The organism is Paenarthrobacter aromaticivorans, assembly GCF_019038615.1.
Lineage (GTDB): Bacteria > Actinomycetota > Actinomycetes > Actinomycetales > Micrococcaceae > Arthrobacter > Arthrobacter aromaticivorans.
Genome location: NZ_JAHOPC010000008.1, coordinates 222,633 through 246,313, shown reverse-complemented (window position 1 = coordinate 246,313; position 23,681 = coordinate 222,633). Strand labels below are relative to the sequence as shown.

28 protein-coding genes are annotated in these 23,681 nt (G+C 60.8%); 15 read left to right on the top strand and 13 right to left on the bottom strand.

Annotation, left to right across the window (positions count from 1 at the left end):
• Positions 1 to 46: 46 nt before the first annotated feature.
• A complete protein-coding gene (locus KSW38_RS14625) occupies positions 47 to 400 on the bottom strand; it encodes a TraR/DksA family transcriptional regulator (RefSeq protein ID WP_216925635.1) in 354 nt (117 codons plus the stop codon).
• Positions 401 to 488: 88 nt separating this feature from the next.
• Between KSW38_RS14625 and KSW38_RS14620 the strand changes: the two genes are divergently transcribed.
• The gene (locus KSW38_RS14620; protein ID WP_216925634.1) at positions 489 to 908 is read left to right on the top strand and encodes a DUF1801 domain-containing protein; all 420 of its coding nucleotides are present in this window, start codon (positions 489 to 491) and stop codon (positions 906 to 908) included.
• A 130-nt stretch (positions 909 to 1,038) separates the two neighbouring features.
• Positions 1,039 to 1,428, top strand: a complete 390-nt coding sequence (locus tag KSW38_RS14615; protein WP_216925633.1) for a hypothetical protein — start codon at positions 1,039 to 1,041, stop codon at positions 1,426 to 1,428.
• Here KSW38_RS14615 and KSW38_RS14610 read toward each other — a convergent pair.
• The 3 genes from KSW38_RS14610 to KSW38_RS14600 all read right to left on the bottom strand — a co-directional run bounded on the left by KSW38_RS14610 (position 1,400) and on the right by KSW38_RS14600 (position 3,452).
• Positions 1,400 to 1,993 (bottom strand): dihydrofolate reductase family protein, encoded by a 594-nt coding sequence (locus tag KSW38_RS14610; RefSeq protein ID WP_216925661.1) that lies wholly within the window; start codon positions 1,991 to 1,993, stop codon positions 1,400 to 1,402. The two genes, KSW38_RS14615 and KSW38_RS14610, sit on opposite strands and share 29 nt — an antisense overlap.
• 107 nt (positions 1,994 to 2,100) lie before the next feature.
• Positions 2,101 to 2,982, bottom strand: a complete 882-nt coding sequence (locus tag KSW38_RS14605) for an NAD(P)H-binding protein (RefSeq protein ID WP_216925632.1) — start codon at positions 2,980 to 2,982, stop codon at positions 2,101 to 2,103.
• A complete protein-coding gene (locus KSW38_RS14600) occupies positions 2,979 to 3,452 on the bottom strand; it encodes a nuclear transport factor 2 family protein (protein WP_216925631.1) in 474 nt (157 codons plus the stop codon). Before KSW38_RS14600 ends, KSW38_RS14605 begins: the two co-directional genes overlap by 4 nt.
• 100 nt (positions 3,453 to 3,552) lie before the next feature.
• On the opposite strand from KSW38_RS14600, the gene KSW38_RS14595 reads away from it, so the two are divergent.
• The 5 genes from KSW38_RS14595 (at position 3,553) to KSW38_RS14575 (ending at position 7,851) form a co-directional block, all read left to right on the top strand.
• Positions 3,553 to 4,212: a TetR/AcrR family transcriptional regulator gene (locus KSW38_RS14595; protein WP_216925630.1), complete on the top strand. Its 660-nt coding sequence runs from the start codon at positions 3,553 to 3,555 to the stop codon at positions 4,210 to 4,212.
• Between the two features lie 78 nt (positions 4,213 to 4,290).
• The gene (gene arfB / locus KSW38_RS14590) at positions 4,291 to 4,710 is read left to right on the top strand and encodes an alternative ribosome rescue aminoacyl-tRNA hydrolase ArfB (RefSeq protein ID WP_216925629.1); all 420 of its coding nucleotides are present in this window, start codon (positions 4,291 to 4,293) and stop codon (positions 4,708 to 4,710) included.
• A 131-nt stretch (positions 4,711 to 4,841) separates the two neighbouring features.
• Entirely contained in the window at positions 4,842 to 5,243 is a 402-nt protein-coding gene (locus KSW38_RS14585) for a RidA family protein (protein ID WP_216925628.1), read from the top strand.
• 153 nt (positions 5,244 to 5,396) lie between these two features.
• Positions 5,397 to 6,443 (top strand): homoserine dehydrogenase, encoded by a 1,047-nt coding sequence (locus tag KSW38_RS14580; RefSeq protein WP_216925627.1) that lies wholly within the window; start codon positions 5,397 to 5,399, stop codon positions 6,441 to 6,443.
• A complete protein-coding gene (locus tag KSW38_RS14575) occupies positions 6,436 to 7,851 on the top strand; it encodes an aldehyde dehydrogenase family protein (protein WP_223946136.1) in 1,416 nt (471 codons plus the stop codon). The genes KSW38_RS14580 and KSW38_RS14575 overlap by 8 nt, the downstream gene beginning before the upstream one ends.
• A 111-nt stretch (positions 7,852 to 7,962) precedes the next feature.
• Here the strand turns inward: KSW38_RS14575 and KSW38_RS23725 are convergent, their stop codons facing one another.
• From KSW38_RS23725 to KSW38_RS14555, 4 genes are all read right to left on the bottom strand, one after another.
• Complete coding sequence (locus tag KSW38_RS23725; RefSeq protein ID WP_216925626.1) at positions 7,963 to 8,418, bottom strand: Lrp/AsnC family transcriptional regulator; 456 nt, start codon at positions 8,416 to 8,418, stop codon at positions 7,963 to 7,965.
• 341 nt (positions 8,419 to 8,759) lie between these two features.
• The gene (locus KSW38_RS14565; protein ID WP_216925625.1) at positions 8,760 to 9,017 is read right to left on the bottom strand and encodes a hypothetical protein; all 258 of its coding nucleotides are present in this window, start codon (positions 9,015 to 9,017) and stop codon (positions 8,760 to 8,762) included.
• A gap of 39 nt (positions 9,018 to 9,056) precedes the next feature.
• Positions 9,057 to 9,944 (bottom strand): dihydrodipicolinate synthase family protein, encoded by an 888-nt coding sequence (locus KSW38_RS14560; protein ID WP_216925624.1) that lies wholly within the window; start codon positions 9,942 to 9,944, stop codon positions 9,057 to 9,059.
• 135 nt (positions 9,945 to 10,079) lie between these two features.
• Complete coding sequence (locus tag KSW38_RS14555) at positions 10,080 to 11,828, bottom strand: pyruvate dehydrogenase (protein ID WP_216925623.1); 1,749 nt, start codon at positions 11,826 to 11,828, stop codon at positions 10,080 to 10,082.
• A gap of 102 nt (positions 11,829 to 11,930) precedes the next feature.
• Here KSW38_RS14555 and ligD point away from each other — a divergent pair, with 102 nt between their 5' ends.
• A complete protein-coding gene (gene ligD, locus KSW38_RS14550) occupies positions 11,931 to 13,169 on the top strand; it encodes a non-homologous end-joining DNA ligase (protein WP_216925622.1) in 1,239 nt (412 codons plus the stop codon).
• Between the two features lie 50 nt (positions 13,170 to 13,219).
• Here the strand turns inward: ligD and KSW38_RS14545 are convergent, their stop codons facing one another.
• Positions 13,220 to 13,597 carry a VOC family protein gene (locus KSW38_RS14545; protein ID WP_216925659.1) on the bottom strand — a complete coding sequence of 126 codons (378 nt, stop codon included), beginning with the start codon at positions 13,595 to 13,597 and terminating at the stop codon, positions 13,220 to 13,222.
• Positions 13,598 to 13,745: 148 nt separating this feature from the next.
• Between KSW38_RS14545 and KSW38_RS14540 the strand changes: the two genes are divergently transcribed.
• Both KSW38_RS14540 and KSW38_RS14535 read left to right on the top strand, forming a co-directional pair.
• The gene (locus KSW38_RS14540) at positions 13,746 to 14,135 is read left to right on the top strand and encodes a DUF3054 domain-containing protein (RefSeq protein ID WP_216925621.1); all 390 of its coding nucleotides are present in this window, start codon (positions 13,746 to 13,748) and stop codon (positions 14,133 to 14,135) included.
• A gap of 63 nt (positions 14,136 to 14,198) precedes the next feature.
• On the top strand, positions 14,199 to 14,477 hold the full coding sequence (locus KSW38_RS14535; RefSeq protein WP_216925620.1) for an Lrp/AsnC family transcriptional regulator: 279 nt from the start codon (positions 14,199 to 14,201) through the stop codon (positions 14,475 to 14,477).
• Between the two features lie 64 nt (positions 14,478 to 14,541).
• Here the strand turns inward: KSW38_RS14535 and trpD are convergent, their stop codons facing one another.
• Positions 14,542 to 15,609, bottom strand: a complete 1,068-nt coding sequence (gene trpD, locus KSW38_RS14530; RefSeq protein WP_216925619.1) for an anthranilate phosphoribosyltransferase — start codon at positions 15,607 to 15,609, stop codon at positions 14,542 to 14,544.
• A gap of 148 nt (positions 15,610 to 15,757) precedes the next feature.
• Between trpD and ctaE the strand changes: the two genes are divergently transcribed.
• From ctaE to qcrB, 4 genes are all read left to right on the top strand, one after another.
• On the top strand, positions 15,758 to 16,396 hold the full coding sequence (gene ctaE / locus KSW38_RS14525) for an aa3-type cytochrome oxidase subunit III (RefSeq protein ID WP_308169379.1): 639 nt from the start codon (positions 15,758 to 15,760) through the stop codon (positions 16,394 to 16,396).
• 87 nt (positions 16,397 to 16,483) lie between these two features.
• Positions 16,484 to 17,272, top strand: a complete 789-nt coding sequence (qcrC, locus tag KSW38_RS14520; RefSeq protein WP_216925617.1) for a cytochrome bc1 complex diheme cytochrome c subunit — start codon at positions 16,484 to 16,486, stop codon at positions 17,270 to 17,272.
• Between the two features lie 99 nt (positions 17,273 to 17,371).
• Entirely contained in the window at positions 17,372 to 18,442 is a 1,071-nt protein-coding gene (gene qcrA, locus KSW38_RS14515) for a cytochrome bc1 complex Rieske iron-sulfur subunit (RefSeq protein WP_216925616.1), read from the top strand.
• On the top strand, positions 18,420 to 20,093 hold the full coding sequence (qcrB, locus tag KSW38_RS14510) for a cytochrome bc1 complex cytochrome b subunit (protein ID WP_216925615.1): 1,674 nt from the start codon (positions 18,420 to 18,422) through the stop codon (positions 20,091 to 20,093). Before qcrA ends, qcrB begins: the two co-directional genes overlap by 23 nt.
• 98 nt (positions 20,094 to 20,191) lie before the next feature.
• Here qcrB and KSW38_RS14505 read toward each other — a convergent pair whose 3' ends face one another.
• A complete protein-coding gene (locus KSW38_RS14505; RefSeq protein ID WP_216925614.1) occupies positions 20,192 to 20,980 on the bottom strand; it encodes a GntR family transcriptional regulator in 789 nt (262 codons plus the stop codon).
• Positions 20,981 to 21,144: 164 nt separating this feature from the next.
• On the opposite strand from KSW38_RS14505, the gene KSW38_RS14500 reads away from it, so the two are divergent.
• Entirely contained in the window at positions 21,145 to 21,438 is a 294-nt protein-coding gene (locus KSW38_RS14500) for an HPr family phosphocarrier protein (RefSeq protein WP_216925613.1), read from the top strand.
• Positions 21,439 to 21,558: 120 nt separating this feature from the next.
• On the opposite strand, the gene KSW38_RS14495 is transcribed toward KSW38_RS14500, so the two are convergent.
• Positions 21,559 to 21,960 carry a cytochrome c oxidase subunit 4 gene (locus KSW38_RS14495; RefSeq protein WP_216925612.1) on the bottom strand — a complete coding sequence of 134 codons (402 nt, stop codon included), beginning with the start codon at positions 21,958 to 21,960 and terminating at the stop codon, positions 21,559 to 21,561.
• Positions 21,957 to 23,678, bottom strand: a complete 1,722-nt coding sequence (ctaD, locus tag KSW38_RS14490) for an aa3-type cytochrome oxidase subunit I (RefSeq protein ID WP_216925611.1) — start codon at positions 23,676 to 23,678, stop codon at positions 21,957 to 21,959. Before ctaD ends, KSW38_RS14495 begins: the two co-directional genes overlap by 4 nt.
• Positions 23,679 to 23,681: the final 3 nt, after the last annotated feature.

The window sequence follows — 23,681 nt, the reverse complement described above, 5'->3', positions numbered from 1 at the left end:
CCCGGGCGGGTTCATGTCCGTCCCGGTTTTACTGTTTGCCCGGGTTCTACTGTTTGCCTGAGGCGTGACTGACGCAATAGGGCGTCCATGGCCTGGCTTCGAGCCGACCGTCCGGAATGCCGACACCACAAACCGCACATATGCCGTAAGTTCCATCGGAAATCCGCTGCAGTGCGGCCTCAATCTGCTCGAGGCCAACCCGGCTCTGCTCAAGCAGCGCGGAGGCCTGGGAGAGCTCGAAGGCGATGGTGGTGCCTTCAGGATCATGCTCGTCGTCGACGTTCGAGTCCTGGCGGGCGAGGCTGACCGATGTGATGTCGCTGCGCAGCGCCTTCAGCAGGGCAAGCTTCCGGCCGCGCTCGTCCTCCAGCAGAACCCGGAACCGCTCGACGTCGATCATGTGAGCAAGCCTACTCATCGCCTTCAAGCGCCCGTCTGGATAAGCGCCCGTCTGGACAAGCCGTGCGGCGTGGTGCCCTAATAACGTCATGGGGAACTACGCGCGCCATCCCGGAGTCGATAGTTACATCAACGCACTTCCGGGCTGGCAACAAGCAGTTTGTGAGGAATTGCGGGACGTGATCCACGAGGCAGAACCGGACATCGTGGAGACAATCAAAAGACGGGTTCAGCCCTACTTTGTCCTGGATGGAAACGTCTGCGCGTTGCTGGCGGCCAAGAACCACATCAATCTCTTTCTCTACGATGGCGCTATCGTTCCTGACCCTGCCGGGATCATCACAGCCGGGCACGATAACAAGACCAGCCGAATGATCAGCTTTTACGTCGATGACGAAGTACCCACGGCACCCCTCATCGATATGCTTCGACTAATAGCCGCCAACAATCGAGCAGGTGGGTGGCGGAAGATCAAAGCAGCTTTACAGGAGACTTCCGGCCCAGCGTGAGCACCAGCTTCGTCGCCTTCGCGGCGGCCGGGAATCATGCGGAACACCGGTCCGTTATCTACACAGGCCCGTTATCTCTACAACGGCCGTTTCGCCGTACTCATAACGACAGGAAGTTTGGGGACTGACCATGACGTTGACCGAAACGATTACGCGCCTCCGGGCGGCCCACCTCATGGTCCGCGACGCCAAGGAGTGGGACGAACTGTCCACGAACCTGTGGGCTGCCTATGATGCCAACGACGAAGAACTCGTTGAGCAGTTACGGTCACCGTTCCTGCAGTCGTGGCGGACCGTCACGCGATACGTGCTCCGGGACACCTTCGACGCAGCCGGCATTTCGGTGGGCGAACCAACCCATCCATGGGGAATCGCGACGCTCACCGCTAATGGAACTACCTGCGAACCACTCCTCTGCCGCGCTGAAGGATTCCAACTGCTCACATTTGCCGAGATATTGTCCAGCTATTCGGACTCCCTGAAGCCTCTTTTCACGGCCGCCGGACAGGCGGACCGCTGATCAGCGTGGGTATGTACTCCAGCAGCTGCAGCTGACCATCGAATGTCCTGCTGTTCACCAATTCAAGCGAAACATCGGGATAGCCGTCATAAATACGCTCCCTGCCGGTGCGGCCTGTGATCACCGGAAAAACGACAATCCTGTATCGGTCCACAAGGCCGGCACTCAACAAAGAGCGGCAAAGGCTGAGGCTTCCCAGTGTGGTCAGCGTGCCGGTCCGGGTCCGCTTCAGCTCCTTGACAGCTTCCACAGCATCCCCGCTCACCAGCTCGGAATTCGGCCAAGCCAGGGGTTCTTGGAGTGTGGAAGAGAAAACGACCTTTGGCACAGCCGCCAGCCCGGTCAAGGCCGCTCCCTCTTCCTCGGAGAACCCGGAGTCTTCGCCCGCGGCCTGCTCCGACATGCTTGACATCACCCGATAGGTGTTCGCCCCCATAAGCGTGGTGAAATCCTTCTTCCCTTCTTCCTCGAGCCAGGCAAGGTATTCCGGGGATTCAAGTCCCCACCAACCGGGCCACCCCTCCGCTGAGGCATACCCATCCAGGGATATGATCAAGTCCACCATCAACTGCGCTGATGTCGCTTCTGTAGTTGGCTCGCCCACGGCTGCTCCTCACGGGATTTCGGGTTGTGCCTAGCATTGTCCTCCCGAAGGCCGGTTTGCACCACGACTCACGCGTTCCTGATCTGGTCCAAACTCTCACGCAGTCCGATCACTGGAATGTCAGGGAAAGCAGAACGTGCCACAGCCGGATCGAAAGCCGCAGCGCCTGATTCCATCCACAGCGCTGCCCTCGCCATCCGGGCCATAAACGGCGAAACCGGACGTGCCACGGCGGCCATCACCCGTAAGGCTGCCACTGGTATCCGCTGGATAGAGCCCTTTCCAGCGTCCGCGAGGATAGCTTCCGCGAGCGTGTTGAAGGGGAGAGTTTCGGATCCCCACTCAATGATCCTTCCACGCAAGGAAGGGCCGAAAAGCGCCAACAAAACAGCGGCAGCAGCGTCCGGCGTCGACGTAAATGTCACAGGTGCCCGTCCCGAACCGAAGACAGGCACCCGGCCCTTCGTGTGCAGGGGCTGGCTCATTGAATCGAGGAACTGGTCAAGGTTCGCTCCCAGCCGGATCACCGTCCATGCCATGCCCGAGGCCTTCAACGCCTCCTCGGCGGCGTACTTCATGCGCAGGAATTCCAGAGGGGCATCGGGAGCTGCCCCATGCATCGACATCATGACTACATGCTCCACGCCCGCCCGGGATGCGGCCTCGATGAGCCGAAGTGCACCGTCGCGATCCACACTGCGCGGGTTACCGCCCCTTTTCAGCCCAAAGCCCGACGCCGCAAACACCACTTGGCTGCATCCCGCAACGGCCCGGTCGCAGTCCGCGCCTGAGGCGAGCGTCCCGCGGACTAGCTCGACGCCGTCGACCTCCTTCCCGGGGAACGGCTGGGATTCGCCCCTGGCCATGATCCGCACGGAAGCGCCGCGCCGAACCAGCTCATCGTTAAGCCGCGAACCCAGGCGGCCGGTGCCGCCCACTACGAGGATCACGACGCCTGCGATGTAGGAAGTACGGCCCCCGGCTCAAGACCCGCACCCGCTGTGGCCCGGACGGCGTCGTCGATGTCACCTGAAGAACGTTCCACAGGTTCGAGATAGAAATGGACGGAGGCGATCCGCTCCCGGCGCACAGTAAAGATCGCAACGCCGGCAAGTTCCACCGGCGTGGCATCGCGTCTTGTACCCCGGGAACCCCATTCAACCCAAACGGTTCCGTGCCTGCCTTCAGCGGCGTCGACGATCACCGGTGTGAAGTCAGGAACACCGGCAAAAATGCTGGTCCAGTTGGCACGGACCTGGGCGCTGCCGGTGAAATTCCGTTCGGGATGAACCGGCGTGATGTTGACATAGTCGTCGGCGAATTCGGCGACTAATGCGTCAAGGTCGTGGCGTCCGGAAGCGGCGAACATCCGGCGAACGGGCCCTTCCGGAAGGCGCTCCAAGCCCTCCACGGTTGCCATGGTGACTCCTTGGTGCCCCGCCAATTAGCCCATCGAGGGCGGACAAGGCTGGTATCTTGAATTCAATACAGTTCTCTGTATTGATTGGAGTCTAGAAGCCATGGCAACCGGAATCAAGAGTCCCGGAACATCCGGGAGCCAACGCACCTACGATGCGAGCCGTCGCCGCCAAGCAGCCGAGGCATCCCGGCGCACCATCCTCGCGCGCGCACGGGAACTATTTCTGCAGCAGGGATTCGGAGCAACCACCATCACCGAAATTGCCGCCGCGTCCGCAGTATCGGTGGAGTCCATCTACAAGAACTTTGGCGGCAAAGCCGGCCTCGTCCGGGCACTCCACGCGCAGAGCCTCCTTGGCACTGGCGGCTTGCCCGCCGAACAGCGCTCAGACCTCGCACAAGTAAGGGCAGATGACCCGCGGGAACTGATGGAGCAGTTCGGCCGGTTCACTGAAGAAGTCAGCCCCCTTGCTGCGCCGATCAGCCTGCTCATCCGCGACGCCGCCGCGACAGGAGATGCTGACATGGCCAGCCTCCTGAAAGATGTCGACGACGCCCGCCATCGCCGGATGCTGCACAACGCACGTCAACTGATTGGCCGCGGCCTACTCCGTCCCGGCATGTCCCCGGAAGAGGCCGCCGACATCATGTTCGCCTGCACCACCCCCGAACTGTTCGAGAGCCTGGTGCTGAAACGAGGGTGGAGCGCAGAGCAGTACGGCCGGTTCATCGCCTCGACTCTCGCCGCAAACCTCCTCTGACCTGCAACTAGTCTGACGTGTCATGTCGAAGTACCGCTCGGCTGGGAGGACCCGCGCCTGACGTGCAACCCTTGTTCAATGGACCTGGAAATCTCGCTCTCCCTCACGATTCCGGCCTCGGAACTCGGCTGGCGGTTCTCGCGTTCATCAGGACCGGGCGGTCAACACGTCAACACGACCGACAGCAGGGCGGAGCTTTCCTGGAACGTAGCCACGTCGGAGGCGTTGACAGAAAGCCAACGGGAGATCTTGCTGCGTCGACTGGACAAGCGACTCGTCGACGGAGTCATCACCGTTACAGCCTCTGAGCAGCGCTCGCAGTGGCGTAATCGCGAGATTGCCCTGGCCAAACTCGCTGACATTGTTGTGGCAGGCCTTGCCCTAAGGACTGTGCGCAAGCCAACGAAACCCACGCGGGGTTCCACCCAGCGGCATCGCGCAGCAAAAGTACAGAGGGCGGCAACCAAACAGCAACGACGGCGGCCCTCGCCTGAGTGACGAGCGTCTGAGTGACGGGCGTCTAAGTGATCAGCGCCTGAATGAGGAACGCCCGAGTGACCCAGCCAGGCCAACCGGGACAGTGGGAGCGCCCCCTTTTGGCAATTGGCTGGGGATGGCAGCATACAGTCATGTCATCCATCCAGCGCATCCGGCCCGAAGGGCTCGTCTCCAGTCCGGCATTCAGCCACGTAGCCATCGTCCCTCCAAACGCCACCACCATCTACGTCGGCGGCCAGAACTCGGTCGACAGCGACGGTTCGCTCGTTGGCGAGGGCGATGTTGGAGTGCAAGCTGCACGCGCCCTGACCAACGCGAAGACCGCATTGGCCTCCGCTGGGGCAACCCTTCGCGACGTTGTGCAGTGGACGGTTCTCTTCGTGGACGGTGCCGATCTCGCCGCAGGGTATGGTGCCATTGCATCCGAGCTCGCCGCCGAAGAGCCGCCCCTCGTGACAGCAGCGTTTGTCTCCCGTTTGGGCGTTCCCGGGGCGCTGGTGGAGATCAGTGCGGTAGCCGCCGTCGAGCGGTAAATGCATTCCTTTGCCGCACTGCGGACGTTTTCGCGTGGTTGGCAGCTTTTTTGGGCATTCCGTCATCCTTGGCGGGCGATTCGCATCTAGGGAACTGACACTCCTGGAACCGAGGCTTAAGGGACAGCACCACCGCCCTACCAAGGAGATCACGTGACTACCTACAATTTGGCCCTCATCGGTTTCGGAGGCGTCAACCGCGCTTTGGCCGAACTCATCCGTGACGAACCCCAGCGATTTGCCTCGCTCGGATTCGAGCTTCGCGTCGTGGCCATCACCGATCTTGCCTTCGGGTCACTCGTCCAAGGAGACGGCATCGATCTGGCCGCAGTGCTTGCGATGCCGCGCGGGTCCTCGTTCGAGGGACTGCCAGGTGGGAGTCCGGATCCCCGCAACGAAGACGTCATCAAAAACAGTCCGGCCGACATCGTCGTCGAGGCTACCTTCACCAGTCCAATCGACGGCGAACCGGCAGTTTCGCACGTCAAATGGGCCATCGAATCCGGCAAGCACGTGGTGACCACCAACAAGGGCCCTGTGGCCTTGCATGGCCGGGAACTGGGCCGGCTTGCAGCAAACAATGGTGTCCGTTTCGAGTACGAAGGTTCAGTCATGAGTGGCACGCCCGTTATTCGACTCGCACACAAAATGCTGGGCGGCCTGGAATTGAACTCAGTTCAAGGCATCCTGAACGGAACCAGCAATTACGTCCTGGGCCGGATGGAGGCCGGGCTGGGCCTGGATGAAGCCATCGCCGAAGCCCAGGATCGCGGGTACGCCGAAGCGGACCCCACTGCAGACATCGGCGGCTCGGACGTCCGGTTGAAGGTCGCCATCCTGGCCAACGAGCTGCTTGGTGCCAACATCCACCCCAATGACGTGGAAACCACCGGTATTCAGGACATCAAGAGCGACGACGTGGCACAGGCCTTGGCAAGCGGCTACCGCTGGAAGCTGATTGGCGAAGCCCGCCGGGTAGATGATGGCCGCATCGTAGCTACCGTCCAACCCATCGCCCTTCCGGGTGAACACCCGCTGGCCGGTATTTCCGGCGCCACCAATGCCGTCTCATTCAGCACGGATTTGCTGGGCGCCGTCACAGTATCGGGCCCTGGGGCCGGCCGCGTGGAAACTGCCTACGCCCTCATCTCGGACATCATCGCCGTCAACGAATTCGCCAAAGGAGCGGTCCGTGCCTGAGTCAGCCATCGCCGACACCACACCGGCAGCCGCCGTCACTGACGTGGCGGTGTACGACAAGTTTGACGGTTCCGTCCTGGCGACCCTTCCCCAGTGCACCGAGGCAGACGTACGCGTGGAGATCATCCGCGCCGCGGCCGCCGCTCCGGCAGCGGCCGCCATGCCCCGCCATGAACGTGGGCGGATTCTGGATACCGCTGCAGACCTGCTCCAGCAACGTGCGCAGAAAGTGGCTGGCCTCATCGTGTCGGAGGCCGGGAAGACCATCACGCAGGCGCTTAAAGAGGTCTCCCGTGCAGTGAATACGCTTAGGCTCTCGGCAGCGGAAACCCGCCGAAACGTTGGGGAAGTTGTTCCCTTCGACTCCTTTTCTGGCTCCGAAAACCGTCAGGGATGGTTCACCCGTGAGCCGTTGGGGCTTATCGCTGCCATCACCCCTTACAACGACGCCCTGAACCTGGTGGCGCACAAGCTCGGGCCGGCGATTGCCGGAGGAAACACCGTCATCCTCAAGCCGTCCCAGCTGACACCCTTGACGGCCATGCTTCTCGTGGACCTGCTGCGCGAGGCGGGCCTGCCGGCGGAGTTCGTGACTGTTGTCCTGGGCGATCGCACCATCGCGCAAACCATCATCTCGTCCAAACTGATTCGCATGGTCTCCTTCACGGGCGGCTTTTCCACGGGCCGGGCCATCGCCGCCAACGCCGGCATAAAGCGCCTGTCGATGGAACTTGGCGGCAACGCGCCCGTGATCGTGTTTGACGACGCGGACATTCCTGCCGCCGTCGAGGCCAGTGTTTCCGGTTCCTTCTGGGCTGCTGGACAGAACTGCATCGGCGCCCAGCGGATCCTCGTCCAGCGGTCAGTCTTCGAGACCTTCCTTCACGCCTTTGTCGCCCAAACGGCCGCGCTAACCACAGGCGATCCCCGCAGCGAGCAGACCGACGTCGGACCCATGATCAGCGCCGCGTCTGCCGCAGAAGCCAAGCGCAAGATCGACGAAGCAGTGTCAGCCGGCGCACGGCTGCTCACTGGTGGCACCTTGGACGGTGCGCTCCTGACACCTGCTGTCCTTACCGGAGTCCCGCGTAGTTGCGAGGCTTGGAGCGAAGAACTGTTCGCACCCGTGGTCCTGGTGGAACCGTTCGACTCTGCCGAGGAAGCCATCGCACTGGCCAACGACAGCGAATACGCACTGCAGGCCGGGGTATTCACCAAGGACTTGACCCGTGCACTGGCCACCGCCAGGGCAATCGACGCGGGTGGGGTGATGATCAACGATTCTTCGGACTACCGCCTCGATGCGATGCCTTTTGGCGGCTCGAAATACGGGAGCATGGGCCGGGAAGGCGTCCGCTTCGCCTACGAGGAAATGACGCAGCCCAAGGTCATAGCGATCACTTCATGATGTTCGGCGGGCGTTGTAGTCAATAGACCAGACTGTGCCGATCCGGCGTTGCGTAACCACTTCGGTTCCGCAGCGCCGGAACCATTTAAGCCCAGCATGGTTCACGCTGCCTTAGCGAGGCGCCTGCCTGTCGATGACCGTGGAGAGGGACAAGGCAGTGGTGATGTCACGGACGCCCGGAAACTCTGAGACCTGCCTCCAGATCTCTTGGATTCGTGCAGCGTCGGGGGCCTCAACCCTGACCACGATATCCAGTTCGCCGCTGACAACATCACAAGTGGCGATTTCAGGAATTGCCTTTAGTCCGGCAATCACGTCCCCGCCCCGCATCCTGTCATGTCGTTGGATCAGGAGCACGGCATTGACCGTGGGCGAGCCTTCTCCGGCTGATTCCTTGATGGTGTAGCCGTGGATATACCCGTCCCGCTCAAGCCGCTCAATCCGTTGCCGCACCGCGTTGCGGGAGAGCAGCACTTTCTCGCCCAACTGGGCAAGGCTGATACGGGCATTGCGCCGCAGTTCGGCCAGAATCTGCGCATCTATGTCATCACGTGGACTCTTCGGCACGGACGCTCCTGTCTGAGGGTGTGAGCATGTGTTGGGCGATCTCGAGCACTACATCAACGACGACGGCACGAGGACGGCGAGGACCGGTGGTCGCCCCGTTGCGAACCGATCGCCCCGTTCCGGATGGATCAGCCTGTCCACCTGCCGAACTGACTGCAGGCCCGGAAGTGGCCACAGGACAACGTCCTTCGAGGCAGGAATGCCGCTGCGGCTATCTGTCCAGCAAGTTGGCCGGTACAAACATATCCCATTGGAATGTTGCTTCTTGATGTCCCCGCACCTGTGAGCACCCAAGGATCTCCTTGCCGCCGGCACACCCGGGCACCGACCAACCGGAAGCCTTAATGCCTGGCCCTGCTCCAGACGGATCCCGTGGTTTGGGACCGTTCACGACGGCGGTCGAACAGGGAAGCGCCCACGGTCACTGCAATAAGGGCGGACGCCAAATGCAAGGGCAGGTGTGTCATTGGTACAACCATGGCCCCTGCCAACGCTGCGCCTGCAGACCCTGCAGTGATCTTCAAAGCTCCGATCCACACGAAGACCTGACTCGCGCCCCAGCTGGTGCTGGCCCGGCTAGGTCCGCGGGAGGGGGACATGGCGTTGTTCCCATCCAGGTGGCCAGGCCGCCACACCACCTAGGACTCCAATCCACACTGGCGGATGGCCTCGGTGACTCTGCTGCGTCCTTCGGGATCCAAGCCACGCAGCGGCAAGGGCAAGGCTGAGGACGGAATGAGCCCCAGGTCTTCAGCCAGTGCAACGGTGACCCGAAGGCTCCCATAGGTTCGGAACAGGGACCAGACTGGTTCCAGTGCGGCGGAAGCTGCCATCGCTTCATCGGGCCGACCAGCCAAAACGTGATCAACGATTTCCCGGGCCTGACGGGGAAGGATCCCGCCGATCACCGAGTACCAGAGGTCGCAACCAGCAAGCAGTGCTTCGGCGGCAATCCAATCTCCGCTGATACCCACAAATGTTCGCTCGGGCAAAGCTTCCCGGAGCTTGCCGAGCCTGGTGCCAATGTCAGTGGCAGCCGGCGGCGGAATCTTGATGGACGCGATTCCCGGGATACGTGCAATCCTGGCATGCAACTCGTCTGTGAAGGTGAAGCCCGTGGTGGCAGGGTTGTCATACACGACCACCGGGAGATCTGACTCCGACGCAACGTCCTCAAACAGCCCGAAAACCTCCGCTTCCGTCAGGCGCTGATAGGACACCGGGGCCAAAAGCAATGCCGAGGCGCCAGCGGCATGGGCATCGCCGGCAAGCCTGATGACGTCGCGGGTACGCACTGCCCCAACACCGGCCAGAACCGGCACACCACCGGCAGCTTCCACGGACGCTTCAAGGACCAGGCGTCGTTCTTCACGGGAGAGATAAGCGTAGTTTCCCGTCGAGCCAAGAACACCGAGCGAATCCGCGCCGGACTGTGCAGCGCGGGCCACCAGCCGGGCAACCGCGTCCAGATCGACAGTTTCACCTCGCATAGGTGTCAGGGGGAATGCGCTGAGGCCGTTGAACACTACAGTCCTTCTTTCTTACGGCTGTGGTCGGTGCGAACCCGGCCGCAGCGATACTGGTGGGACCAAAGTGGTTATCCGGCCGGACCTCCAAAAGCCCCCCAACAAAGTGAAGGCGCAGAGCAGCGAAGACTCCTCTCAGCGCCGGGGAATATTGCGCAGGTTGCTCCGGGCCATGCTCACAGCTTCACCGGCACCGCGGTTCAAGACCACTTTGGACATGGCCGTCGCGAAACCAAGGACTTGTTGCCCGGAAATCTTCGGCGGGATGGAGAGCGCATTCGGATCAGTGATGAGCTCCACCAGCGAAGGACCCGGGTGGGCAAACGCCTCCCGATACGCTTCCTCGATGTTCGCCGGATCTGTCACCCGGACAGCGTGGAAGCCCAAGGCCTTCGCGACGGCGGCATAGTTTGCGTCAGGAACGTCGACGCCGAAATCGGGCAGCCCGTCCACCAACATTTCGAGCTTCACCATGCCCAGTGTTGAGTTGTTGAAAACCACTACGTTGACCGGCAGTTGATGTGCGGCCACAGTAATGAGCTCACCAAGCAGCATGGACAAGCCCCCGTCACCCGAGACAGAAACCACCTGGCGCCCCGGATAGGCCACCTGTGCACCGATGGCGTGCGGAAGGGCGTTGGCCATTGACCCGTGAAGGAAGGAACCGATCAGCCGGCGCGTGCCCAGCGGGTTGATATAGCGGGCCGTCCAGACGTTGCACATTCCGGTGTCCGCGGTGAAGATGGCGTCATCCGCGGCTACTTGGTCCAGCAGGGAAGCAGCATACTCAGGATGAATGGGCTGCTTCTTTTCGACCTTCCGCGTGTACGCGCCCACGGCCTTGTTCATCAGGCGGTCGTGTTTCTTCAGCATTTGGTCCAGGAAGCGGCGGTTCTTCTTTGGAGTGACCAAGGGCAGAAGGGCGGCCAGTGTAGGAAGCACATCACCATGAACCGCAATGTCGACGTCGGTCCTCCTCCCCAACCGCTGGGCGGCCCGGTCAACCTGTGCCGTACGGGTGTCCGGCAGGAACTGGTCGTAGGGAAAATCGGTACCAAGAAGGATCAGCAGATCGGCGTCCTCGATGCCTTCCGCTGCCGCACCATAGCCCAGGAGGCCGGTCATTCCGATGTCGAACGGATTATCGTACTGGACGAAGTCCTTGCCTCGCAGTGAGTGGCCAATCGGGGCGTTGACCAGTTCCGCCAAGGCAATGAGTTCGTCGTGGGCCCCCTGGACGCCCGCACCCGCGAAGATGGCGACCTTTCCGGCGTCGTTGATGGCGTCAGCCAGTTCCTGGACGCTCGACTGATCCGGGATCAGGCGTGCAGGCCGAAACGTAGCGGGTAACGGCGTCGGCGCGGTGGCCTCAAGGCCGGCGATATCGCCGGGAAGGGTCACGACGGCGACTCCCCCAAGGGCTACAGCGTTCTGGATAGCGCTATGCATCACACGGGGAGCCTGCTCGGCTGTGCTGATGAGTTCCGAATACACCGAGCATTCGGTGAAGATCCGGTCAGGATGGGTTTCCTGAAAGAATCCGCTGCCGATCTGCTTGCTGGGGATATGGGAAGCGATGGCAAGTACGGGCGCCCCAGTACGGTTGGCGTCGTAGAGTCCATTGATCAGATGGAGGTTGCCGGGTCCACAGGAGCCGGCACAGACAGCAAGCTTGCCAGTCAATTGCGCCTCGGCGGCCGCAGCAAAGGCGGCCGCTTCCTCGTGGCGGACATGGATCCAATCGATACCGCCTTTGGCCGACCCTCCCGTTTGGCGCACCGCATCCACTATTGGATTGAGGCTGTCACCGACGATTCCATAAATACGCTGCACACCGGCAGCCTGGAGTTGTTCGATGAGCTGGGTAGCAAGTTCCTTGGCCATAGTGTGCAGGCTCCCGCGATTGTGGTGGTGGATTGACATGGTCAATATAGTCGGCTTGCCCTTGGTCTGGCTGGGACCGTCGATCGTTGCTAGCGTGGCGGCATGAACCCGTCGAAGACTCCGGCAGAGATTCTGGACATAGGCGACGCCGAAGTTCGCGTCTCGAATCCGGACAAGGTGGTTTTCCCCGAACCCGGGCTAACAAAGCTGGATTTGGTCCGCTACTACCTTTCAGTTGCCGAGGGTGCGCTGCGGGGCGCAGGCGGCCGCCCCATGGTACTCAAGCGCTTTCCCAAGGGCATCGACGCTGAGCCGTTCTTTCAGAAACGTGTTCCCGAAAACCATCCGGAGTTCATTGATACTGCAACGCTGCACTACTCATCGGGGACGTCGGCAGAAGAAACCGTCATCCGGGACGCTGCCGGTTTGGCCTGGGTGGTGAATCTTGGCTGCCTGGACCTCAACCCCCACCCCGTACGTGCCGAGGACCTCGATCATCCCGACGAACTCCGGATCGACCTCGATCCCATGCCAGGGGTTGATTGGTCGCAAATCGTAGACGTCGCCTACGTGGCGCGCGAAGTGCTTGACGACGTCGGGCTGGTGGGGTGGCCCAAGACGAGCGGGTCCCGGGGACTCCACATATTGGTGCGAATCGCCCCGGAGCGGTCTTACGGCGAGCTACGGCTCGCTGCGGAAACCCTTGCCCGGGAGGTCGAGAACCGCGCACCCGGGCTCGCCACCGCGCGGTGGTGGAAGGAGGAACGCGGCGAGAGCGTCTTCGTTGACTTCAACCAGAATGCGAAGGACCGGACTGTTGCCTCGGCTTACTCTGTACGGCCCCGGCCCGATGCTCGGGTTTCTACTCCCCTGACATGGGCCGAGGTCACTTCCACGAGGCCCGAACAATTCACTGTCCGCTCGGTGCCCGAACGCTTCGCGCAGCTGGGCGATCCCCACGCTGGAATCGATGACGCCGTGGGGTCCCTTGAAGCCTTGTTGGACTTGGCCAAGGAACTTGGTCCCGCCGAGAAGGCACCCCGGGCCGGCGACGGATCAGGTCGCCGGGTCTCAACGATGCCACTCATTGAGGTGGCCCGCACGAAGACCAAGCCCGAAGCGCTGGCCGCCCTCGATGAATGGAAAGCCCGGCATGCGGACCTTCTTCCGGACCTGCACCCAGCGGATGTGCTCGTCGATGGGATGCGCGGATCGAGTTCGCTCTGGTACAGGGTCCGGGTGAACCTGCAGCACATCCCCGAAGCAAAGCGCCCGGCTCAGGAGGGACTCATCGCCGACTACGACCCCTGGGCCGGCAAGGAATGGCCCGGCCGTCCGTAACCGGATGCACTGTACGCACCAGCCCGATGGGACTGCTGAATAAGCAAGAATCAGTCGCCTGCCGTCCTTATCCGGCTGACCAGGCCTACGGTATTGGCCTCGCTGTCCTCAATGAAGGCCATCCATTCTTCTGAATTTGCCGGCCCGAGGAGGTCATCCTCATGGGTGAAGATTATGTGTGGTTCGGAAATGATCTTGACACCTTTACTCTTCAATGCCGCCACTGTGCCGTGCAGGTCTCCGACCTCGAAATACAGCAGAGAGGACGGTGCTCCTTTCTCAAGCAGAAGCCGCACGCCACCCACGTCAAAGAAAAGGAGACCGGGAGGGTCGTACAAGGCCTTCGGCTCGGTGCCCAGGAGTGCAGCGTAGAAGGCCGCCGCCCGCTTCAGGTCTTCGGCATGCTGGGCTACTTGAACGAATCGCATGATTTCCTCCAGTAATTGGGGTGCGTCCTTTGACACTCATCGTGTGTTACTGCCAGTCATCGTGGCCGCAGCAGAAACCAAGTGCAAGAGAGAGAACTTGCGGTTCGTCAACTTCGCGCCAGCACTTCCGCCCGGATACTGTCAGAACATGCCGTCATCGCTTAGATCCTGGATTCCTGCTGCCGCCGCCGACCTCGTGTTGATTCTCCTCTTCGCTGCGATCGGCCGTGACGCCCATGCACGGGGAGACATCATCACAGGGGCCTTTGTTACCGCCTGGCCCTTCCTCGCCGGTGCCTGCGTTGCCTGGCTGGCCGCGAGGGTTTGGCGTGCGCCCTATGCCGTCTGGCCTTCGGGCATTAGCGTCTGGATCGGTGCCGTAGTGATCGGCATGCTGCTCCGGGCGGTGACTGGACAGACGGTAGTGTTGCCCTTTGTCATCGTGGCGCTTATCAGCCTGGGTGTTTTCCTGCTCGGCTTCCGCGTCATTCTCGCGCTAATTCTGCGCACGTCACGAAAGCGCCAGTCCAAGGTCTGAAAGGGTCTCTCATGTACTAGGCTGAAGTGCGTCCGCAATGAAGCTTTTCCGGAAGGGCCCCACGTGATCACCGCTTTCGTCCTGATCAAGACCGATGCTTCGCGCATTCCGGAAACCGCTGAGCAGATTTCGGCCATCCAGGGCATCAGTGAAGTCTATTCCGTCACTGGAGAATGGGACCTGATCGCTGTAGCCAGAGTGTCAAAGCATGAAGATCTCGCGGACGTCATCGCTGATCGCCTGTCGAAGGTCGATTCAGTGATCCACACCACTACGCACATAGCGTTCCGTGCCTACTCGCAGCACGATCTCGACGCCGCCTTTGCTTTGGGATTCGAATAGGGCTCAGGCACCCCGAAGATCACAATTCGAAGCGGCAACACAGTAGCTGTGACTGACGCTTGGGCTAGCCTTTGGAACCCTGGCTAAGGGCGATCCACTTGGTCAGGACACCGGCGGCCTTACCTGAATCCACGGACTCCGCTGACAGTGCGAAGGCAGCGCGCATCCGCTCCAAAAGGCTACCCTCGGCGTTCAGATCAACGGACACCAAGCCAGCGGCAGCATTCAAGAGGACAGCATCACGCACCGGACCTGTCTTGCCATCAAGCACCTCACGGACAACCACTGCATTTGCGGCGGCGTCCCCACCCCGCAGATCCGCAACAGTGGACGGTGCGATACCGAGCTCAGCGGGTGAGAACACCTGTTCAGTGACAGTTCCGTTCCTTATCTCCCAGATAGTCGACGGCCCTGTGGGCGTCAATTCGTCCAGCCCATCGTCACCGCGGAACACGAGGCCGCGACTTCCGCGACGGGCAAGGACGCCCGCAACCAGAGGAGCCATCCGGGCGTTGGCGACGCCAACTGCCGAAGCCTGAACATGAGCGGGATTCGTCATGGGGCCGAGAAAATTAAAGGCCGTAGGCACCGCCAACTCCCGCCGGGGTACTGCAGTATGACGGAACGAGGGATGGAAAACCTGCGCAAAGCAGAAGGTGATTCCCGCTTCCTCCGCATTCCGGGCAACCTGGTCGATCGAAAGGTCCAGGCGGACGCCCAGGGCTTCCAACACATCAGCTGAACCGGACGTAGACGAGGCCGCACGGTTTCCGTGCTTGACGACTTTCGCGCCCGCACCGGCCGCAACAAGAGCTGCCATAGTGGAGATGTTGACGGTGTTCAGCCTGTCCCCGCCGGTCCCCACGATGTCCAGCTTTTCACCGGAGATCTCTATGGGGTTGGCATTCTGGAGCATGGCCTCCACAAGGCCCGTCAGCTCTTCCACCGTTTCGCCCTTGGCACGCAGGGCAACCAGGAAACCCGCAATCTGCGCTGGAGTCGCTTCGCCAGCCATGATCGTGTTCATGGCCCACTCTGTATTGCCCACTGCAAGGTCGTCGCCGTTGATCAGTGCTGAGATGAGCCCTGGCCAGTTATTGCTGGCTGCAGGTGCCGATGCCGGAGAAGTCACCCCTTGATGCTATCGACCGGGCTGCACCGATGACCAATGTGAACCCGACCGGGAACTTTTCCGCGCGATTTCGCGTCTTTGTAGAAAAAGTCTCCCGATTCGGTGGTTTGCATTGGGAACTCTGGACTTTTACAGACATAATGTCCTTGTGACATCTGCGACCCATGCCCCCAGTACCCCGGCGCACCCGACGCTGAACCGCCCCAATCTGGTTTCTGTTGGAACCGTTGTTTGGCTGTCCAGTGAGTTGATGTTCTTCGCCGGTCTCTTTGCCATGTACTTCACTCTGCGCTCTACATCAGGATTGATGTGGGCCGAGGAGACGACGAAGCTCAACTTCCCGTTTGCGCTCGTCAACACCATCGTCCTTGTGGCCAGTTCCTTCACTTGCCAGATGGGCGTTTTCGCCGCTGAGCGCCTTGAACCGCGCCGCACCGGCGGACCCCTGCAGTTCACCCGCTGGGGCATGAGCGAATGGTTCGTTCTCACCTTCATCATGGGTGCCTTCTTCGTGGCCGGACAGACCACGGAATACGCCATGCTCGTCTCGGAGCACGTTTCCCTGTCGTCCAATGCCTACGGTTCCGCCTTCTACATGACTACCGGCTTCCATGGCCTTCACGTCATCGGCGGTTTGATCGCGTTCCTGTTCATCATTGGCCGTGCGTTTGCAGCCAAGAAGTTTGGGCACTTTGAAGCGACATCCGCAATCGTCACCTCGTACTACTGGCACTTCGTCGACGTCGTCTGGATTGGCCTCTTCCTGGTCATCTACGTCCTGAAGTAGCCCGGCTTTGACTCTTTTTCTACAAGAGGCAGAATTTCAAGAAGCGGCTCGCGGAGCCGACGCAGGATCGAATAAAGGAACCACCACGTGAAGGCACTCTCGCAGAAGCGACGTCACCCACTGGCAGCCATTGCGCTGCTGCTGATGGGCCTCCTCCTCACTGGTGGGCTGTACGCCGTTGCCACATCTGTCAACCAGGCCAAGGCCGACACCACCAGCTACAGCGCAAGTGACGTAGAGCAAGGCGGCAAATTGTTTGCTGCCAACTGCGCCACCTGCCACGGCATGGGTGCAAGCGGAACCAAGGACGGCCCCTCGCTGGTCGGCGTGGGCGCCGCAGCGGTTGATTTCCAGGTTGGCACCGGCCGTATGCCCATGCAGATGAATGGCCCCCAGGCGCAGAAGAAGCCCGTCCAGTTCAACGAGGAGCAGACCAGCCAGCTGGCCGCTTACGTTGCATCGCTCGGTGCGGGCCCTGCGATTCCGGAAGAACACCTCCTTGACGAAAAGGGAGATGCAGCCAAAGGTGGCGAGCTCTTCCGCGTCAACTGCGCCATGTGCCACAACGCTGCCGCAGCCGGCGGCGCCCTGACCCGCGGCAAGTTCGCTCCCGCACTGGCAGACGTCACAGGCAAGCACATCTACGAAGCCATGGCCACGGGCCCGCAGAACATGCCTGTGTTCAACGATTCCAACGTCTCACCCGAAGGTAAGCGCGACATCATCACCTTCCTCAAGACCATCGAAGCCAACGGCTCACCGGGCGGTGCCGATCTCGGCTCGCTTGGTCCGGTGTCTGAAGGTCTCTTCGTCTGGATTGCCGGCTTGGGCGTCATCATCGCCTTCACTATCTGGCTGACGTCACGCACGTCGTAGTCCGGACGAGACAACAAACTTCTGCTGCATGCTCAGCAGTTTCGAACTGAAAATTAACTCGGCTCAAGCCGAGACAACGAGAGAAGGATGAGGCGAATTATGGGCAACCATAGTGACGGCAGTCCGAACCACTCGGGCACCGTAGCTACGGCTGGTCAGAATGAAGTGGAGAAGTTCCAGGATCCTGGGCTTCCTCCGCATCGTTTGCGCCTGGCTGACACGGACCCGGTAGCCGCAAAGCGAGCCGAGCGTCAGGTAGCCATTTTGTTTGGCACCTCTGTCATCGGCACGCTGATCTTCCTGGTGGCGTACTTCGCCATCGATTTGGGCGACGATTCGACGATTGCAAACATCCGTACACAGAACCTGCTCCTGGGCCTGGGTACGGCGTTCGCAATGCTTGGCATCGGCACAGGCATCGTGCACTGGGCCAAGGCCCTGATGCCCGATCACGAAGTGTCGGAAGAGCGCCACGCTATCCGTCATGAGGAAGATCGCCAGGCTGCCGTGCGCATCGTCGACGACATCGTCGAGGAAACCGGCATTAAGCGTCGCCCGCTGATCCGCAACACCCTTCTTGGTGCCGTTGCCCTTGCTCCGCTCCCTGCTCTCGCTATTTTTGGCGACCTGGGACCGCGTCCTGACGACAAGCTTGCACACACCATGTGGGCTCCTGAGGGCGGCAAGCTCAAGCGACTGACCCGCGACCCCGATGGCACTCCCATCAAGGCTTCGGATGTCACCATCGGTTCGGCCTTCCACGTCATTCCCGAGGGCCTCAACGAACTTCACGAGGGCAAGCTGAACGCAAAAGCCAAGGCCGTCGTTCTGCTGATGCGCCTGGATCCGAACTCGTTGAACCCCTCCGAGGGCCGCGAGAACTGGAGCTACAACGGCATTGTTGCTTACTCCAAGATCTGCACCCATGTTGGTTGCCCGGTTGCTCTTTACGAGCAGCAGACACACCACCTGCTATGCCCGTGCCACCAGTCCACGTTCGACCTCACGCAGGAATGCAAGGTCATCTTCGGACCGGCCAGCCGTCCGCTCCCCCAGCTGCCCATCGCAGTTGACGCAGAAGGCTACCTCGTCGCTACCAGCGACTTCAAAGAACCTGTAGGACCGAGTTACTGGGAGCGTGACGAGCATGAGCGCCTCATCAACAGCTGAAGCCCCCTTCGTAGCGAAGACCAAAGTTGGCCGTTTCACTGATTTCGTGGACGAGCGTGTAGGTGGCTCCGGCATCCTGCGCGAGTTCGGCCGCAAGGTCTTCCCCGACCACTGGTCGTTCATGTTCGGTGAGGTGGCGCTGTACTCCTTCGTCATCCTCCTGATGTCGGGCACATTCCTGACTTTCTTCTTCGACCCCTCGATGGCTGAAACCCACTACCAGGGTTCCTACACACCGTTGTACAACGTCGAAATGTCCGTAGCCTACAACTCATCGCTGAACATCTCCTTCGATGTGCGCGGTGGCCTCTTCATGCGCCAGGTGCACCACTGGGCGGCTCTGCTGTTCGTTGCCTCCCTTGGTGTCCACATGCTGCGCGTCTTCTTCACCGGCGCGTTCCGCAAGCCGCGTGAAATGAACTGGGTAGTGGGCGGCGTCCTCCTGATTCTGGCCATGGCTGCCGGCTTCACTGGCTACTCCCTCCCCGATGACCTCCTTTCCGGAAACGGTCTGCGCATCATCGATGGCGTTATCAAGTCCATTCCGGTCATTGGTACCTACATCTCGTTCTTCCTCTTCGGCGGGGAATTCCCGGGCACAGCGATCATTGGTCGTCTCTATGTGCTTCATATCCTTCTGGTTCCGGCCCTGATCCTGCTCATGATCGTGATTCACCTGTTCATGGTTGTCGTGCACAAGCACACGCAGTACCCCGGCCCAGGCCGCAACGATGGCAACGTCGTCGGCTACCCCCTTGGTCCGGTTTACGCCGCCAAGGCTGGCGGGTTCTTCTTCATCGTGTTTGGCGTCCTGGCACTTATGGCAGCCGCATTTACGATCAACCCGATCTGGAACTATGGTCCCTACGACCCCTCCCCGGTTTCCGCCGGCACCCAGCCTGACTGGTACATCGGCTTTGTTGACGGTGCACTTCGCCTCATGCCTGGCGTCGTCAACAACTTCCACTTTGAGTACATCATCTTCGGACACACGCTGACGCTGAACGTGCTGCTGCCGGCACTCGTGCCCGCGGGCATCATCTTCACCGTGCTGTTCATGTACCCGTGGATCGAACGCTGGGTAACCAAGGACAACCGTGAACACCACGTCCTTGACCGTCCCCGTAACGCACCCACCCGTACCGCGATCGGTGTTGCAGGCTTCACTTGGTACTGCGTCATGTGGGCAGCGGCAGGCTCGGACCTCATCGCAACGCACTTCCACGTATCCCTGAACGATGTCACCTACTGGTTGCGCACGCTGTTCTTCATCGGCCCGATCCTCGCTTTCATCGTGACCAAGCGAATCGCGCTGGCACTGCAGCGTAAGGACCGCGAAATCGCCCTCCACGGGCGTGAGACCGGCCGCATCGTACGGCTCCCCCACGGTGAGTTCATCGAAGTACATGCTCCCTTGGACGAGTACAAGCGCTACAAGCTCGTTGGATTCGAATCTCCGGTTCCGTTGCCGGCGACGCCGAACGAGCACGGCGTCGTAACCCGCAAGGAAAAGCGACGTGCAGCGCTCTCCAAGTGGTTCTTCGAAGACCGTGTTGCTCCGGCAACTCCTGCGGAACTCGAAGCAGCCCACGCGCATGGCCACCACGAGGCCATCGAGGCTGGCGCGGACCAGAAGAGCCTCAGCCACTAGTTACAGCTTGAAACCAGGGAAGGGCACGATCCATACGGATCGTGCCCTTCCCTGTTGCATTTGCCATCACTGATGGGGCGTTGCGGCCGCTGCCGACACTATTGAGTTCGGTAACCGGAGGAATAGTTGCGTGTGGGACGGACCCCTGGTCGCTGCAGCGGAACCCAGAGCTTGTAGCGGTCTGCCCGATAGTACGAGACGGAGTAGTCCACCATTGACCGTGCCACGAAGGCATGACGCTGGATCTTTAGCAGCGGCGAGCCCACGTCCACGTTCAACAGCCTCGCCGTGGAAGGGGATGCTGCCGTTGCCTCGATCATGTCCTCTCCCCATTCCATGATCAGCCCGAAGCGTTCGCTGAGGACGTTGTAGAGCGATGTGGGCGGCGCCTCATCCAATAGTCCCGGAACGCGGTGTGCCGGAATGAAGTTCTCGTCAACGCTCATGGGTTCGTTGTCGGCCAACAGCAACCGCCGGAATCGGACCAGCGGCGTGCCCTCTTCAAGCTGAAGCTCCCGGGCCAGAAAAGCACTGGCAGCAATCTGTTCAAAGCTCAACACCTTGGCAGCCGGTACCATCCCGCGTCGTTGCATCTCCTCGCTGTACGAGGTCAACTTCACCTGGAGATCCAGCTTGGGCTTCTTGACGAACGTACCGAGTCCCACCACCCGTTCAATGACTTCCTCGCCCACCAAGGCATCAATGGCTTGCCGTACGGTCATCCGAGCTAGGCCGAACCGTAGCGAGAGGTCCCGCTCAGACGGCAGCGACGAACCAGGCGGACATGACTGGGTTATGAAACTCCTCAATATCTCCCGGAGCTGGATGTAAATGGGAGTGCTGCTGGTCCGGTCAATTTCACCGGCGATACTCGCGGCTTCAGGCATGACGAACGCCCAACATCAAATGAGTCATGCCTTAAGGGTAGATCAGCCAGGGCACAGGTCTAGACCAGCCGCACAGTGGGATATGGAGTGCAGGCCAAGCGGCGGCTACGCTTGTATGGATCGAATTTCACGGACGGAGATTCCGTCTTAGCAAAGGAGCTGGCTTGCCGGAGCAGAAATCCTTCGTCGCAGCAGAAATAGGGTTGCATGCGCGAGCGGCAGCTGTGTTTGTCCGTGCCGTAACTGACACTGGGTTGCCAGTTACCATCCGGAAGCCTGACGGGCCGCCGGTGGACGCACGCTCCCTCTTGGAAGTAATGACAGAAGACTTTGGCCATGGCTGCGAGGTACTTCTTGAGGTAGCCGTGGACGCCCTGCAGGGCAATCAAAGTGTCTCCGCCGCTAATAGCGCCCTTCTGGGTCTATCTGCCGTCCTGGAGGGCACTGAGAGCCGGTGAGAGGCCAGTGACGGCGCTGGAGACTACCTAACGTCCAGCTAACCATGTGAAGAGGCAACATAACGACGACGGGCCCCACCTTTTGGTGGGGCCCGTCGTCTTATGCTGTTCTGCTGTTAGTTAGTGGGCGTGGTCGCCGCGGCTGTATTCGAAGACCCAGCCGACCAGTGCCACAACTGCAATGCCACCCGCGATGAACGTGATCCAGAAACCCACCGCGAGGCCCAGGAAGCCGCTTGCGCATGCAATGCCAAGAACCAGCGGCCACCAGCTCCAAGGGCTGAAGTGCCCCTGTTCGCCCGCGCCCTCGTGAATTTCAGCATCGGGACGGTCTTCTGGACGCATGCCGATCCGCTTGCCAGTGAAGCCCAGGTAAGCACCGATCATGCCCACGAGACCGCCAACGAGGAGAATGCCTAGAACGCCGACCCACTCATGCCATTCCGTCAGGAGGCCGTAGGCGATGGCGACGGGGACGAAGAAGAATGCTCCTGCTCCAAAGAGCCACGATTCGATTTTCACTTGCGAACGTCCTTCTGGTCAGCGTTACCGAGCAGCACTGCTGCCGGGTCCGGGGACTGGGCGGTGTGAACCTGGGCCAGCTCCGGGTGGTGCAGGTCCAGTGCCGGGCGCTCAGAACGGATGCGGGGCAGGGAGGTGAAGTTGTGGCGCGGCGGCGGGCAGGAAGTTGCCCATTCCAGCGACGCTCCGAAGCCCCAAGGGTCATCAACTTCGACCTTCTTGTTGCTGCGCCAGGTGATGTAGACGTTCCAGAAGAACGGCAGCAGCGAGGCACCCAGGACGAAGGACGAGATCGTGGAGAACTGGTTCATCCAGGTGAAGTTGTCCTGCGGCATGTAGTCGGCGTAACGGCGGGGCATGCCCTCAACACCCAACCAGTGCTGGATAAGGAAGGTGCCGTGGAAGCCAAGGAAGAGAAGCCAGAAGTGAATCTTGCCCAGGCGCTCGTTCAGCATCTTGCCGGTCCACTTCGGCCACCAGAAGTAGAAGCCCGCGAACATGGCGAACACAACCGTGCCGAAGACGACGTAGTGGAAGTGGGCAACGACGAAGTACGAGTCCGAAACGTGGAAGTCCAGCGGCGGCGACGCCAGGATAATACCGGTGAGGCCACCGAAGAGGAAGGTCACCAGGAAGCCAATGCTCCAGAGCATCGGAGTCTCAAAGGTAATGGAGCCCTGCCAGAGAGTACCGATCCAGTTGAAGAACTTCACGCCGGTGGGCACCGCGATCAGCATGGTCATGAAAGCGAAGAACGGAAGCAACACAGACCCGGTCACGTACATGTGGTGTGCCCACACGGTGACGGACAGCGCGGCAATTGCGATGGTTGCGTAGACAAGGCCCTTGTAACCAAAGATCGGCTTGCGGCTGAACACCGGGAAGATCTCGGACACGATGCCGAAGAACGGCAGGGCGATGATGTATACCTCCGGGTGGCCGAAGAACCAGAAGAGGTGCTGCCAGAGAACGGCGCCGCCGTTTTCGGGGTCGAAGATGTGGGCACCGAATTTACGGTCCGCGCCGAGGGCGAACAGGGCTGCGGCCAGCGGCGGGAAGGCCATCAGGACGAGGATGGACGTCACCAGGGCATTCCAGGTGAAGATCGGCATACGCCACATGGTCATGCCCGGGGCTCGCATGCAAATGATCGTGGTGATGAAGTTGACGGCACCAAGGATGGTGCCGAAGCCCGACAGTGCGAGGCCGAATACCCACAGGTCACCACCGACGCCGGGCGTAAAGGTGGTGTTCGACAGTGGCGCATACGCGAACCAGCCAAACGATGCAGCACCCTGCGGCGTGATGAAGCCGGACACAGCAATGGTGGAGCCGAAGAGGAAGAACCAGAAGGCAAGCGCGTTCAATCGCGGGAAGGCGACGTCGGGGGCGCCAATCTGCAGCGGCATGATGACATTCGTGAAGCCTGCGAAGAGCGGTGTCGCGAACATCAGCAGCATCACGGTGCCGTGCATCGTGAACATCTGGTTGTACTGTTCCTTGGTCTGCAGGATCTGCATACCGGGTTCGAACAGCTCAGCACGGATCAACAGCGCCATGACGCCACCGAGGCAGAAGAACACAAAAGACGCGATGAGGTACATGTACCCGATGGTCTTGTGGTCCGTGGAGGTGATCCAGTTGACGACTATGCGTCCCTTGGATTTAGGAACTACGGGAGCCTCAAGGGTCCCGGCGGATTGAGTGTAAGTAGCCACGTC